Here is a 13,233-nt window from a genome sequence, read left to right as displayed (position 1 = left end):
AGGAGCAGATGAACGAACGCGCCGCGCAAATCGTAGCGTTGAGCGCCGTGACGCTGACCGTCAGCGACATCGCGCGGTCGGCGCCCTTTTACGAGGCACTCGGCTTCGAGCAGCGAGCCGGGCCGGCGGTGCCGGGCTTCGCGTCGTTCGAACTGGGCGGCGCGGCCGGCGTCTGCTATCTGAACCTGCTGGAGGGACCGCACGGCGCCGTGAACGGCTGGGGCCGCGTGGTCCTCCACGTCGCCGACGTGGACGCGTTCTACGCCCATGCACTGGCCGCGGGCGCGAAGCCCGAATTCGCACCGCGCGACGCGCCATGGGGCGAGCGCTATTTCCATCTCGTCGATCCGGACGGCCACGAGCTGAGCTTCGCCAGGCCGCTCACCTGAGCCGCCGCAATGCATTTGAAATATTCGTGACACTCGCTGCGCCGATAGTGGCGCGAGTTGACAGCATATCGACCAAGGAGAGAGTCGCCATGAATGAACTGGACCGCACGATGGATGCCGAACAACGGGTTGCGCAAGAGCAGGAGGCCGAACTGCATCGTCGTCGGCGTCTGGATGAAGAGCTCATCGACGCCTATGACGAAGAGCTCGAGATGGAGGTCGACGACCGGCTGCAGGAAAGCGGTCTGCAGATCAGCGACGAGGCGCGTGCGCTGCGCCGCGTCTATTTCCGCGAGCTGATCCGCCTGCAGGGCGAACTCGTGAAGATGCAGGACTGGATCGTGAGCACGGGGCACCGGCTCGTCGTGATCTTCGAGGGACGCGACGCGGCGGGCAAGGGCGGTGTCATCAAGCGCATCACGCAGCGGCTGAACCCGCGCATGTGCCGCGTGGCGGCGCTGCCTGCGCCGAACAACCGCGAGCGCACGCAATGGTATTTCCAGCGCTATGCGCAGCATCTGCCCGCGGGCGGCGAGATGGTGCTGTTCGATCGCAGCTGGTACAACCGCGCAGGCGTGGAACGCGTGATGAACTTCTGCACCGACGACGAATACGAAGAGTTCTTTCGCTCCGTGCCCGAGTTCGAAAAGATGCTCGTGAGGAGTGGCATCCAGATCGTCAAGTACTGGTTCTCGATCACCGACGACGAGCAGGAAGTGCGCTTCCAGAGCCGCATCGACGATCCGCTCAAGCAGTGGAAGCTCTCGCCGATGGACCTCGAAAGCCGCCGCCGCTGGGAGGCCTACACGCACGTGAAGGAAGTGATGCTGCAGCGCTCGCACATTCCCGAGGCGCCGTGGTGGGTCGTGCAGGGCGTGGACAAGAAGCGCGCGCGCCTGAACTGTATTCACCACTTGCTGAGCCAGGTTCCGTATCACGAGATCGAGCACCCGCAAGTCACGCTGCCGGCGCGCGTGCATCATCCGGATTACATTCGCCAGCCGGTGCCGCAGGACATGATCATTCCGGAAATTTATTGAGGGGTTGGCCGCTTTCGATCTGATCGAGGGCAAGCGCGACGATTTTGGGATGCCCCTGGCGCAGTAACAGCGTGCGGCAAGACGCTGAAAATCTCGATCGTCTGAACGAAGGCGCACGACGCAACAAAAAGCCGCGCTCCCCTCGCAGGGAGCGCGGCTTTTCTCTGGTCCTTTCGTACTCAGAACACGTGCTTGAACACCCAATAGAGCGCGCCAGCCAGCACGATCGAAGCGGGCAGCGTGAGCACCCATGCCATCACGAGGCTGCGCACCGTATTCCATTGCAGGCCCGAGCCGTTCGCGGCCATCGTGCCCGCCACGCCCGAGGAGAGCACGTGCGTGGTCGAGACCGGCAGACCGTACACGTCCGCCGCGCCGATCGTCACCATCGCCACGACCTCCGCGCAGCCGCCCTGGCCGTAGGTCAGGTGCTGTTTGCCGATGCGCTCGCCCACCGTCACCACGATGCGCTTCCAGCCCACCATCGTGCCGAGCCCCAGCGCGATCGCCACGGCCACCTTCACCCATGTCGGGATGAATTTCGTCGCGTGGTCGATCTGGCTGCGGAAGTTGTTGATGGACTTCAGGTCGTCGGCCGAGAAGGGCACCGCCTTCTGTTTGTCGAGCAGGCGGATCGCCTCGGAAATCACGTACATGTTGTTGCGCACGTTATCGACGACCGATTGCGGCACTGCCGCGAGCGAGCCGTAACCGCGCACCTGTTCGGTCACCTGGTTCGACAGCGCGGCAAGCGCGGGCACCGTCGTGCTCGACAGGGCGCGGCGGCCGATGAAGCGTTCCACTTCGGCGCGCGGATCGGCGGGCGCGGCCACGCCGTTCGTATAGCGCTCGAGCGCGCGCGTGGCGTCGTGCGCGACGGCGATGAAAGTCTGCGTCTGTTCGGCTGTGACGGCGCGGTTCAGCGCGTAGGCCGTGGGCACCGTGCCGATCAGGATCAGCATGATGAGGCCCATGCCCTTCTGGCCGTCGTTGGAGCCGTGCGCGAACGACACGCCCGTGCACGTGAGGATCAGCAGCGCGCGGATCCAGAACGGCGGCGGCTCCTTGCCCTTCGGCTCCGCGTAGAGCTCGGGCACGCGCACGACGGCCTTGAGGATGAGCAGCAGCAGGCCGGCCAGCAAAAAGCCGACGATCGGCGAAAACAGCAGCGACTTGCCCACGCCGAGCGCCTGGCTCCAGTCCACGCCGCTCGTGCCATTCGCGCCGTGCATGAGCTGGTTCATGAGGCCCACGCCGATGATCGAGCCGATCAGCGTATGTGAGCTCGACGAAGGCAGGCCGAAGTACCACGTGCCCAGGTTCCAGATGATCGCGGCAATGAGCAGAGCGAACACCATGGCGAAGCCCGCGCTGCTGCCCACCTGCAGGATCAGCTCCACAGGCAGCAGTTGCAGGATGCCGAAGGCCACCGCGCCGGTGGAGGTGAGCACGCCGAGGAAATTCCACGCGCCCGACCACATCACGGCGATATTGGGCGAAAGCGAGTGCGTATAGATGACGGTTGCGACCGCATTCGCGGTATCGTGGAAGCCGTTCACGAACTCGAAGCCGAGCGCGATCAGGAGCGCGATGCCGAGCAGGATCCAGGGCATCGCCGAGCTTTCGCGCACCGGCGAGAGGTCGTCGGCGAGATGCATCCCCACGTACACGGTGCCTGCGGCGATGACGACGAGGAAGGCGAGCAGGCTGGCGTTGCGCCCGCGTGCGGGGGCGGTGCCCGGTTGCGGTGACAGGGAAAATTCTGGCATGGCAGGCGGGCTCCTGGGGGAGGGAGTGGGCAAAGGTTTCGCCTCCGATCGTGAACTGCCCAGGTGTCCGTTTGATGACGGATTCGTGCCAGCCATGCCCGATGCATGCCCGACAGACCGGCGCTCCTTCGAATCGCGCCGTCAGCAGTCAGCAAGAGGATTGCGCAGATGCCAAAACGGGTTCTTTCGCTGCGTCTTCTGGTGCACCGCTGGGCCCACGGGCGGGCGAAGGCGGCGACGCGCCTGATCGGCAACTATCCCTTCTTCGCGGGGCTTTCCGGCACGCTCGTCGCGACGGTGATGGCGATCCTCACCTACGCGGCGCTCTACGAGGGCCGTGCCGAGGAGTTGCGCCACGCGCAGGAGAATTCGCGCAACCTCGTGCAGCTCATCAGCAACGACATTGCGCGCAACGTCGAGATCTACGACCTGTCGCTACAGGCCGTGGTCCAGGCGGCGCAGCAGCCGCAGACCTGGAGCATGCCCGAGGCGCTGCGCCAGCGCGTGCTGTTCGACCGGGCGACGGCGGCGTCGAGGCTGGGCGGCGCCTATGTGATCGACGCCAAGGGCCATGTGATAGCCTCGCACAGCAACGCCTTCGACGTTTCACCCGCCGGCATTTCGTTCGCCGACCGCGATTACTTCATCGCGCAACAGCGCGACCCGCATGCGGGCCTGTTCTTTTCGAAGCCGTTCCATTCCCGCCTGCGCGGCGGCGCGCTCACGATCGGCCTCACGCGCCGCATCAACGCGCCCGACGGCTCGTTCGCGGGCGTCGCGCTGCTCGGTGTGCGCCTCGACTATCTCGAGCAACTGCTCGAGCACATCGACCTGGGCCCCGGCGGCCATCTCTTCATTCTGATGCGCGACGGCACGTTGCTCGCGAGCAAGCCGCCCTCGATGCGCGGCGCCGGCTGGAGCTACGCGGACCTGCCGAATTTCGCGTTCTTTTCGCGTCGCGACGCCGGCACCTACACGTCGCACTCGGCAATCGACGGGGTCGAGCGCATCTACACCTTTGCGCATGTGGGCAACTCGCCGTTCATCGTCGTCGTGGCGCCCGCCGTGGGGGACGTGCTCGCCGGCTGGCGGCGGCGCAGCTATATCGCCCTCGTGATGACGACGGTGTTCGGCGGCGCGTGGGTCGCGGTGTCGTGGATGCTCGCCTTCGCGCTGCGCGACAAGGTGGTGGCCGAGGGCAAGCTCGTGCGTCTCGCGGTGACCGACCCGCTCACGGGTCTTGCGAACCGCCGCGCGCTCGACAGCCGTCTCGCGGAGGAATGGCATCACGCGGTGCGCGAACGCACGCCGCTTTCCGTGCTGTTTTTCGACATCGACCACTTCAAGCTCTTCAACGACACCTACGGGCACGCCGCCGGCGACGAGGTGCTGGTGTTCGTGGCCGGGCGCATCGCTGCAGGATCGCGGCGCGCAACCGATCTCGCCGCACGCTTTGGCGGCGAAGAGTTCGCGGTGGTGCTGCCGGGCACGGCGCTCGACGCCGCGACGCGTATGGCGGAAAAGATCCGCAAACGCATCGAGTCGGACAATCTCACGCTGAGTGGTACGCACCATGGGTGCGTGACGGTGAGCGCGGGGTGTGCGAGCTGCAATCCGCCGGAGGGCGGCAGCGGCGCGAAGCTGCTGGCCGCCGCCGACCGCCTGCTCTACGAGGCCAAGGAAGCGGGCCGCAATCAGGTCCGGTCGCAGCAATGCACGGGCGATGGGGCACAGCCGCTGGTGGATTCCGAAGCCGGAAGCCGAGGCCGCGATGCACCCGCAACGCGAGGCTGAGGCGCGCCGGCTTTCGTGCGACGCGCGACGCCCGCCATGCCGTTCAGCGCGCGGACTTCGACAGCCGGTGGCCGAGGCCGAGGTTCGAGACGATCTGCCAGGTATAGACGCGCGAATAGTGCACGCCGAACTGGCGGCCGATCAGCTCGCGCACGCGGCTGTTGGTCCACGCATCGCTCGCAAAGCCGTGCTCTCGCGCGGAGCCGTGCAGGGCGCTCGCGATCCAGCCTAGCGCGGCCTGATCGAGCACTGAAGGCCGGCCGCCCACGCTCATCTGCTGGAGCGCTGCCAGGCCGCCGTCCTCGACGATGGACTTGTAGCGCCTCACCGTCTGGGCGGAAAGGTGGAGTGAGTCGGCGACGCTATTCACGGTCGCGCCTTCCATCAACATCTGGCCGGCGGCCATTCTTCTCGCGACGCTCGGCAGGTTCTCGGTTCGGGTAAGCATGTGTTCACTCGTCGACGAAAGATTCCGGACACGCGGCATTGCGGATGTGCCGCTCCTGTAACCCTTCCTGCAAGCGGGTCTTGTCGCTTGCCATGGACCCGGCGCCGGTGCGGTGACGCGGGGGTCATGACGGACGGCGAAATCGACGCCCGGTGAAGGGCGCTTGTTGCGAAACGCCTCGGTGTTCCGCAGCGGATATTAATAATTGTTTTTGTAGGGAATGTGTATAGCTAGCGGAAAAATAGTCTGCTTGACTTGTGGATAATCCTGAACTAATGGAAAAAACAACCGACTCGCGTGTGTCAACAATGGGTGCCGCCATTTCGCACGGACTCCGCAATGCGAAGTTTGCTCCCATTGCAGCCAGTTAACCTGACTTAATTGCTCAAACATTGGAAAGCAACACTTTTTCTTGTTTTGTATGACTAAATCGGTATTCAGCATATATTGAGTTGAAACGGTTTTATCCAAAATGAATTAATAGCGACGATCGCACCTTTAGATGTTTGTTAGCGTTTTTGAGGTGTGCGGCAAACAATGGCATGGTCCAGCGCGGGTGATGACGGCTATGGGGCAATTTCAGGGAGTGATTTCGCTTTTTTGTGCAGAATGGTTTTCGCAAACATTTCGAATCGATTGCAATGCAGATTGGATTCGAATGAACGAATGCAGAATGCCGGATTCGCCGCGCAGCGTATCGCGTGGTGAAACGGGTCCCTGAATCCCTCGGGCCGCCAAATGCGTCCGTGCGTTTCGTCAAACGACGCGCGGCCTGGGCGGCGGCCCGCTTTCTGGCCGCTGCGGATGAATCAAGAACTCGACGAAAAGGTAGGTCGTTTGTTGCGCCGCGCTGCGAGCCGGCGCTCGCTCGTGCCGTACGGTGCGTTTCATGCCCTGTTCGCGGGCGACGTGCCGTTGCGGGTGCGTTACGAAAAGCTCGAAGCGGCCGCGGCCGCGTTGTGCGCGCCGCACGAGGCCGACTATGCCTCGCTGCTCTCGACCGATTCGGGCCTGCCCGGCCCGGACTTCTATACGCGCTTCAAGCGCTTGCATACCGAGCGCTATTACGAAACGCTCGGCGCGGACCGGCACCGCATGCTGCGGCTTGCCGAAAAGCGCCAGCTCGCCAACGAGGAACGTGAGCGTGTGTATGCCCATTACCTGCGCTGTGCGGCGGAAGAAGCCTGCATGAACAGCGCTTGATGCGTGCGAGCGGCACCATGCCGCTCTCTTGCCATTCACGATCCACACAAGGAGGCTTCATGTCCACGCGCTACCATTCGTCCGCGCCGCTGCTCGGCGCCATACTCGTGCTTGCCCTCGGCGTGTCGCCGCATGTACCGCTGTTTGCGCAGACGGCGTCCGATGCCGCGCCCGGGAGTGCGCCCAACGCCGCGCTGCAGATCGGCGAGGTGCAGACCACGGCGACCGTCGTGAGCATCGACGCGGCCACCAACTCGGTCACGCTGCGTGGCGCGCGCCGCAACCTGGTGACGGTCGCCGTCGATCCCGCAGTCGGCGATGTGAGCAAGCTCAAGCCCGGCGATCATGTGAACATCCTCTACAAGGAGGCGTTGCTGCTGCGTGCCGAAAAGCTGGCTACGAGGGGCATCCGCTCGCGCGTCGATACGGTCGCGACCACGCCCGCTTCCGGTGGCATGACGGCGACGGCGCGTAGCGTGCAGGTGATCGCGACGGTGGAGAAGATCGACCGCAAGAGCCGCAAGGTCGCGCTGCGCGGACCGAACCGCACGGTCGTGGTGGTGGCGCCGCCGGACGTGCCGCTCGAATCGATCAAGGTGGGCGACAGCATTCGCGCCGACTACGTGGGCGCGACCGCCGTGCATGTCACGCGCGACGGCCAGAACCTGCAGTGAGGCAGCGACGCCCGGGCGGCGTGCGTTAGTCGGCGCGATTGCGGTCGCGCACGAGGATCGACACGTAGATCGCCGTGCAGACGATGATGACGGCCACGCCGGCAATCACCTTCTGGTGGTCGAAGTTGATGAGCCCGACCACCGCGAGGGCGATGCCGGCGGCAGAGCCGAGCGTGCCCATTGCGGCCACGAAAATGCGCACCTTGCTCCAGACGCGATGGCGCCGCTCGGGACCTGCGCCTTCCATAAACCGATGCAGTCGATCAAACATGGCGGCTCTTCCGGGTTGGGTAGAAGACGGTCATGCGGGCGCGAATGACTGCGCGGCGCGGACCAGATCAAGTATAGCCAGCCCATTATTACGCGTTCTTTCCATTGCCTGCGCGCTCACGCGCCGGAATTCCCGATCGTTTTTTGCGCGCGTTTAAGTTTGTCTTAATTTTGGCTCGCCATGATGGAGCGGTCGGGTCGATTCGATAGTTCGATTCGCGGTTGTTCTTCACGTCCCCTGTTGGCCGCCGATTCACTCGGCGGCCTTTTTTTTCGTCTGCCGTCGACGTTTGCTAGCGTCGATCACGGCGTATTCAAGCCTTATTTGTGATTCGTCGCGAGGGCGCCCGCGCTGTTTGCACCGCCAAAGAGCTGTGTCAGATATTGCTGGTTGTTGTTCATGATCGACATGAGGTTATTGAGCGCGGTGAACTGGCGGTTGAATTTCGCAGTGAGCTGGGTTGCGCGCACATCGAGCATCGACGACTGCTTTTTGATGTCGTCGAGTTCCTTGTTGATGGCCGTGCTGCGCCGCTCGATGATGCCGCTCGACTGCACGTAAGGCGTAATGGCGCTGTTGAGCTTCGTGGTCAGGCCGCCGCTGCCGAACAGCGCCGCAATCGCACTGTTGCCCGGTTGCAGCGCCTTCTTGAACGTCTCGTCGTCGATCTCGAGCTTCCCGCTCTTGTCGAGCTTGATGCCGATCTCGCCCAGCGAATGGGTCACGCCGTCGCTGCCCTTCACGCCCGCCGAAACGAGCGCCGGCAGACTCGCCGCGAGGGTGCGCGCGATCGAGTCGCCGAGCAGCGCGCCTGCCTGCGCGCTCGTCGAACCGGTTGCGGCCGTATAGGAGGTCAGCCCGTTCAGGGCATCGACGTAACTGTTGTACGCCTTCACGAAGTCGCGGATCGATGTGCCCGTCGCTTCGGTGTCGGGAGCGACGGTGAGCGTTTGCTTCGTGCCCACCGAGGCGCTTGCAAGCTTGATCGTGATGTCGCTCACCATGCCCTCGAGCGTGTTGCTCGCGCTCGTGACGCGCGTGCCGTCGATGCGCAGTTCGGCGTCGCCGGCTGCCTCGACTTCGCGCATCTGCGAGGAAGCGAGCCGCGTGTCGACGCCCGCGCCCGCCTGCACGTCGATCGCGTTGGCCGCGCCGGTCTTGTTCGCGGTCAGCACGAGGTGCTGGCCGTCGGCGCCGTTGACGATCGACGCCGTGACGCCTGGGTTGTCCTTCGCCCGGTTGATCGCCGCGACGACGTCGGTGAGCTTGTTGCTGCCCGCAGCGATCGTCAGATGCATGGACTTGCCGCCCATCGCGATGTCGAGGCTGCCTTCCCCGAGCGTCTCGCCCGTGTCGAAGCTGTCCGAGGCGAGCTTATGCGCTGTCGCGAGGCGATCGACTTCGACCGTGAAGCTGCTCGCCACGGCGTTCTTGCCGGCCACCGCGCTCAAGCCCTTGTCCTTCTCGCTCGTCGTGACGGTGAAGCGCTGCAGCGCGGCGCCGTCCTTGAACGGCTCGAGTGCAGTCTGGAGCGAAGCGAGCGCCGACTTCAGCGCGCCGAGCGCCGACAGCGTCGTGTTGCTGGCGGTCTGCTTCGCACTGAGGATGGCGCTCGGCCCCGCGATCTTCGCGTTGACGAGCGCCTTGACGAGCTGGTTGACGTCAAGTGCGGAGTTGGTCGCGCCGCTGATGATCGACTGGGCGGCGTCGCTCAGCGCGCTGTTCGCGCTGGCGGTCGTGGTGTTCGTGATCGTGCTTGCCATGAAAGAAGTCCGTTCGTTCTGGTGCGTCGAGTCGACGGAACGCGCGAATGCGCGGCCATGCTTTCATTACGGCAAGCTTTCATGAAACTTTATGAAAGAAATGAAAAGTTTTTGAAAAGTGCGCGATCGGCACTGCGGCGGCGGCCAGCCGCCCGCTCAGCCGGGCTCGGGGAAGCCCGAGCGGCCTTGCGTGAGATCGGTGAGCGTGGTGCGCGCGGCGTCCACGGCGGTCGCGGGCAACTGGATCGTGAGGCGGACCGTCATGGTGTACTGGCTTTCCACGAGCGTGAACTGCTCCTGGTCGATCCAGTGGCGCACGCGGGTTTCGTCGGGATAGCCGAGTTCGACGGTGAGGCGCGCCTGCGCAATGCGCTCGACGCGCTCGGCCCCCTGCAGGGCGCTGGCAATGGCGTCGGTATAGGCGCGCACGAGGCCGCCCGCGCCGAGCTTCACGCCGCCGTAATAGCGCACCACGGCGGCGAGTACGCCGTCCAGGTCGTGATGGCGCAGCACTTCGAGGATCGGGCGCCCGGCGGTGCCGGAGGGTTCGCCATCGTCGGACATGCCGGACTGGCCGCCCGCGAGCAGCGCCCAGCAAACGTGCGTGGCGGTGGGGTGTTCGTCGCGCAGACGGCGGATTTCGGCCATGGCCGCTTCGCGGTCGGCAACGGGAATGGCATGCGCGATGAAGCGGCTCTTGCGGACATCGAGTGCCGCGGTGACGGGATGGGCGAGGGTGAAAGTTGGCACAAGCGGGGTGGCACTGCTGGCGAAACCCCCATGTTAACCGATGCTCATGGGCCGGCTTTCGACGTCCGTCCCCATATCTTGCCAGTTTGCGTAATGGTTCTTTGCGCCGGATGCTAGTGACGCCCCGGCCTTCAGCCCGGATAATGCACGGCATGACGGATCTAGCTCTGGCTGGAGCGAAGCCGAACTCCTCATTCGGTGATCCGTCATCGTTCCTTCTCTCGCGGCGCCGCTGCATGTTCCGGCAGACGCGATTCTCCAAAGCACAGAAGCCAAAAAAATCCCCGGTCGGACTGTGTCACGACCGGGGGTCACAAGGCTCGCCTGTTCTCAAGAGGCAATCCCACCTTACGTCCGCAAAATTGCGGCCGCAATCGGAAAAAAAACCTGGTGCGCGTGACACCCGAAGGGCGCTAGTGTTCTCATTCGCGCGCAAAAAAATCCCGGCCATCGCTGGCCGGGCAATGAGAATACACCGTGCGCTCCGGGGAACGAAACGCCCATCAACGTTACCCGCGCGCCGTGCGGCCGGCAACACTTCCGCATTACCTGCAATTACTGACATCTGCCTTTCCGGCCGCAGCCGGCGCGCGGGACGGCAGGCCGGATACGCCATGTGGCGGGCATCGTGCTCGCATTGTTTCGCATGCCGAACGATATCCATGCGTTCGCACACGCGTGCTGAAGTAAGGCGCCGAAATGCGCCGAGGCCGGTCTCCCTTGAGGGAAGACCGGCCTCGGCGTGCCGCTTCAGGGGCCTCCAGCGAAGGCGGCCCCTGGATCACGCGCGCATCACGCGCATCAGTAACGCGGCGGGGGCGGCGGACGATGGTCGTCCTCGCGGTAGCGCGGGGGACCCGGATCGTGCGGGTGATGGTGCATCCACTCGTCGTGTTCCCAATAGCGGTGGCCGTCGTAATAACGGTTCTCGTGCCAGCCGATCGAGACGTGCGCGTCCACCGGCATCATGTGCGGTTGACCGTATTGCGGCGCCGATTCGGCACGCAGCCCATACGGTGCGGATTGAGCGAAGGCGCTCGATGCGCCCATCAATGCGCCGCCGGCGATCAGTGCTGCGGCGATGGCGCGGGCGGGGGTCTTCCAGCTCTTCGTGTTCATGAGTTACCTCCTCGTTGGTTGCGTCGTCAGTCACGCGGCATCGGGATGCCTTTGTGTTGCGACCACGGTTCAAAGCTTATCGGCCCGAAGCGAAGGAAAACGTGACCACTTGTAAGCTTTCGTTTCATACGATTCTTCATGCGAGAAAGGCTGCTTTGACAGTTCGCCCTTGATGCAGAAAGGATTAAGCGCCGCACCTGACAATCGCGACCGAGCCACAGGGGGTCGGGGTGTCAACTGACGTTACATTCAGGCCGCGCGGGCCGCCTGAATGCGTCACGTCTACCGGCCAGCAGGCCCCGATGTCGTTCTTACCGAGGTGTTTTCGGCGCGGGTGTTGCACCAGCCACGTCGATCGCGCTTTGCGAACCTAGTTGCGCGCGCAACTCATATTTCTGGATCTTGCCCGTGGCCGTGCGCGGCAGTTCGCCGAATCGCACGGCGCGTGGCACCTTGAAGTGCGCGAGAAAGAGCCGGCAGTGCGCGATGATTTCCTCGGCCGTGGCGCTCGCGCCGGGCCGCAGTTCGACGAACGCGCAAGGCACTTCGCCCCACTTCGGATCGGGCATCGCCACGACGGCGGCGAGCGCGACGGCCGGATGGCGATACAGCGTGTCTTCCACCTCGATGCTCGAAATATTCTCGCCGCCGGAGATGATGATGTCCTTGCTGCGGTCGGTAATGCGCACGTAGCCGTCGGGCGTCATCACGCCGAGGTCGCCCGTATGGAACCAGCCGCCGCGGAACGCCTCTTCCGTCGCGCGCTCGTTTTTTAAGTAGCCCTTCATGCAGATGTTGCCGCGGAACATGATCTCGCCGAGCGTTTCGCCGTCGGCGGGAACGGGCTCCATCGTCTGCGCATTGCGCACGCTGACGCCGCTTTGGAGGTGATAGCGCACACCCTGGCGTGCGGCGAGGCGCGCCTGCTCCTCGTCGGGCAGCGTCTGCCAGCCCGCCTGCACCGCGCATACGGCAGCGGGGCCGTACACCTCGGTCAGACCATAGACATGCGTGAGTTCGATGCCGATCGCCTTCATCTTCGCGATCACGGCCGGCGCGGGCGGCGCGCCCGCCACCATCGTGCACACCGTGTGAGCGATGCCTTCGCGGTACTCTGCGGGTGCGTCGGCGAGCGCGCCCTGCACGATGGGCGCGCCGCAATAGTGCGTGACGCGCTCGCTGCGAATGAGGTCGAACACGAGCTTCGCGTCGAACTTGCGCAGGCACACGTTCACGCCCGCGCGCGCGGCGACGGTCCACGCAAAGCACCAGCCGTTGCAATGAAAGAGCGGCAGCGTCCAGAGATACACGGCGTGCTTGGGCATGTCCCATTCGAGGATATTGCTCACCGCGTTGAGATACGCGCCGCGATGGTGATAGACCACGCCCTTGGGGTCGCCCGTCGTGCCCGACGTGTAGTTCAGCGCAATGGCGTCCCATTCGTTGCGCGGCGGCTCCCAGGCGAACTCGGGATCGCCTTGCTCGAGGAACGCCTCGTAGTCGGTGGCGCGCGGGAAGTACTCGGGGTCCGCGGGCGCGATGTCGGCCACGCTGATGATCCTGAGGTTGGGGAATTCGAGCGCCGCGCGCTGCGCGAGCGCCGCGAATTCGGTATCGACGATCAACGCCTTCGCTTCGCCATGGCGCAGCATGAACAGCATGGTTGCGACATCGAGTCGCGTGTTGAGCGTGTTGAGCACCGCGCCGAGCATGGGCACGCCGAAGTGCGCCTCGACCATCGCGGGGATGTTGGGCAGCAGCACCGCCACGGTGTCGCCGCGGCCGATGCCCACCTGCCCGAGCGCGCTTGCGAGCCGCCGCGTGCGCGCATAGGTTTCGCGCCAGTTGCGGCGGACGTCGCCGTGGACCACAGCCAGGCGCTCGCCATAGACCTCAGCGGCGCGGGCGATGAAATCGACCGGCGTGAGCGGCACATAATTGGCTTCGCGTTGCGCGAGCCCTTCTTCGTAGGGGTGCAACATGGCGGTGTCTCCGAACGGTTATTGGTGTGTC

12 protein-coding genes are annotated in these 13,233 nt (G+C 64.6%); 5 read left to right on the top strand and 7 right to left on the bottom strand.

Annotation, left to right across the window (positions count from 1 at the left end):
- Positions 1-8 precede the first annotated feature (8 nt).
- Positions 9-389, top strand: coding sequence for a VOC family protein (locus tag AB3X98_RS31555; RefSeq protein WP_368605728.1), 381 nt, complete (start codon positions 9-11; stop codon positions 387-389).
- A 110-nt stretch (positions 390-499) separates the two neighbouring features.
- Positions 500-1,429, top strand: a complete 930-nt coding sequence (gene ppk2 / locus AB3X98_RS31550; protein WP_368605754.1) for a polyphosphate kinase 2 — start codon at positions 500-502, stop codon at positions 1,427-1,429.
- 179 nt (positions 1,430-1,608) lie between these two features.
- Here ppk2 and AB3X98_RS31545 read toward each other — a convergent pair whose 3' ends face one another.
- Positions 1,609-3,198 carry an inorganic phosphate transporter gene (locus AB3X98_RS31545; protein WP_368605727.1) on the bottom strand — a complete coding sequence of 530 codons (1,590 nt, stop codon included), beginning with the start codon at positions 3,196-3,198 and terminating at the stop codon, positions 1,609-1,611.
- 168 nt (positions 3,199-3,366) lie between these two features.
- On the opposite strand from AB3X98_RS31545, the gene AB3X98_RS31540 reads away from it, so the two are divergent.
- A complete protein-coding gene (locus AB3X98_RS31540; protein ID WP_368605726.1) occupies positions 3,367-4,992 on the top strand; it encodes a diguanylate cyclase in 1,626 nt (541 codons plus the stop codon).
- Between the two features lie 43 nt (positions 4,993-5,035).
- Here AB3X98_RS31540 and AB3X98_RS31535 read toward each other — a convergent pair whose 3' ends face one another.
- The gene (locus AB3X98_RS31535) at positions 5,036-5,440 is read right to left on the bottom strand and encodes a helix-turn-helix domain-containing protein (protein ID WP_028202557.1); all 405 of its coding nucleotides are present in this window, start codon (positions 5,438-5,440) and stop codon (positions 5,036-5,038) included.
- Between the two features lie 804 nt (positions 5,441-6,244).
- Between AB3X98_RS31535 and AB3X98_RS31530 the strand changes: the two genes are divergently transcribed.
- On the top strand, positions 6,245-6,643 hold the full coding sequence (locus AB3X98_RS31530; RefSeq protein ID WP_069261888.1) for a hypothetical protein: 399 nt from the start codon (positions 6,245-6,247) through the stop codon (positions 6,641-6,643).
- A gap of 59 nt (positions 6,644-6,702) precedes the next feature.
- Positions 6,703-7,317: a hypothetical protein gene (locus AB3X98_RS31525; RefSeq protein WP_069261768.1), complete on the top strand. Its 615-nt coding sequence runs from the start codon at positions 6,703-6,705 to the stop codon at positions 7,315-7,317.
- Between the two features lie 25 nt (positions 7,318-7,342).
- Here AB3X98_RS31525 and AB3X98_RS31520 read toward each other — a convergent pair whose 3' ends face one another.
- The 5 genes from AB3X98_RS31520 to AB3X98_RS31500 all read right to left on the bottom strand — a co-directional run bounded on the left by AB3X98_RS31520 (position 7,343) and on the right by AB3X98_RS31500 (position 13,202).
- Positions 7,343-7,588 carry a hypothetical protein gene (locus AB3X98_RS31520; RefSeq protein ID WP_368605725.1) on the bottom strand — a complete coding sequence of 82 codons (246 nt, stop codon included), beginning with the start codon at positions 7,586-7,588 and terminating at the stop codon, positions 7,343-7,345.
- A 320-nt stretch (positions 7,589-7,908) separates the two neighbouring features.
- Positions 7,909-9,351 (bottom strand): flagellar filament capping protein FliD, encoded by a 1,443-nt coding sequence (gene fliD / locus AB3X98_RS31515; protein ID WP_368605724.1) that lies wholly within the window; start codon positions 9,349-9,351, stop codon positions 7,909-7,911.
- A gap of 156 nt (positions 9,352-9,507) precedes the next feature.
- A complete protein-coding gene (locus AB3X98_RS31510) occupies positions 9,508-10,101 on the bottom strand; it encodes a YigZ family protein (RefSeq protein WP_368605723.1) in 594 nt (197 codons plus the stop codon).
- An 801-nt stretch (positions 10,102-10,902) separates the two neighbouring features.
- Positions 10,903-11,220: a hypothetical protein gene (locus AB3X98_RS31505; RefSeq protein ID WP_069261772.1), complete on the bottom strand. Its 318-nt coding sequence runs from the start codon at positions 11,218-11,220 to the stop codon at positions 10,903-10,905.
- A 311-nt stretch (positions 11,221-11,531) separates the two neighbouring features.
- Positions 11,532-13,202 (bottom strand): acyl-CoA synthetase, encoded by a 1,671-nt coding sequence (locus AB3X98_RS31500; RefSeq protein ID WP_368605722.1) that lies wholly within the window; start codon positions 13,200-13,202, stop codon positions 11,532-11,534.
- Positions 13,203-13,233: the final 31 nt, after the last annotated feature.

The sequence above is a fragment of the Paraburkholderia sp. BR14312 genome (genome assembly GCF_040948675.1).
Lineage (GTDB): Bacteria > Pseudomonadota > Gammaproteobacteria > Burkholderiales > Burkholderiaceae > Paraburkholderia > Paraburkholderia nodosa_A.
The sequence above is the reverse complement of the archived record's forward strand: the minus strand, read 5'-3'. Positions and strand labels throughout refer to the sequence as shown.

Excerpts from the sequence above, each read along its gene's own strand:
- AB3X98_RS31520 (WP_368605725.1), bottom strand. The coding sequence starts at position 7,588 with ATGTTTGATCGACTGCATCGGTTTATGGAAGGCGCAGGTCCCGAGCGG.
- AB3X98_RS31555 (WP_368605728.1), top strand. The coding sequence starts at position 9 with ATGAACGAACGCGCCGCGCAAATCGTAGCGTTGAGCGCCGTGACGCTG.
- AB3X98_RS31530 (WP_069261888.1), top strand. The coding sequence starts at position 6,245 with ATGAATCAAGAACTCGACGAAAAGGTAGGTCGTTTGTTGCGCCGCGCT.
- AB3X98_RS31525 (WP_069261768.1), top strand. The coding sequence starts at position 6,703 with ATGTCCACGCGCTACCATTCGTCCGCGCCGCTGCTCGGCGCCATACTC.
- AB3X98_RS31535 (WP_028202557.1), bottom strand. The coding sequence starts at position 5,440 with ATGCTTACCCGAACCGAGAACCTGCCGAGCGTCGCGAGAAGAATGGCC.
- fliD (WP_368605724.1), bottom strand. The coding sequence starts at position 9,351 with ATGGCAAGCACGATCACGAACACCACGACCGCCAGCGCGAACAGCGCG.
- AB3X98_RS31545 (WP_368605727.1), bottom strand. The coding sequence starts at position 3,198 with ATGCCAGAATTTTCCCTGTCACCGCAACCGGGCACCGCCCCCGCACGC.
- AB3X98_RS31540 (WP_368605726.1), top strand. The coding sequence starts at position 3,367 with ATGCCAAAACGGGTTCTTTCGCTGCGTCTTCTGGTGCACCGCTGGGCC.
- AB3X98_RS31500 (WP_368605722.1), bottom strand. The coding sequence starts at position 13,202 with ATGTTGCACCCCTACGAAGAAGGGCTCGCGCAACGCGAAGCCAATTAT.
- ppk2 (WP_368605754.1), top strand. The coding sequence starts at position 500 with ATGGATGCCGAACAACGGGTTGCGCAAGAGCAGGAGGCCGAACTGCAT.
- AB3X98_RS31505 (WP_069261772.1), bottom strand. The coding sequence starts at position 11,220 with ATGAACACGAAGAGCTGGAAGACCCCCGCCCGCGCCATCGCCGCAGCA.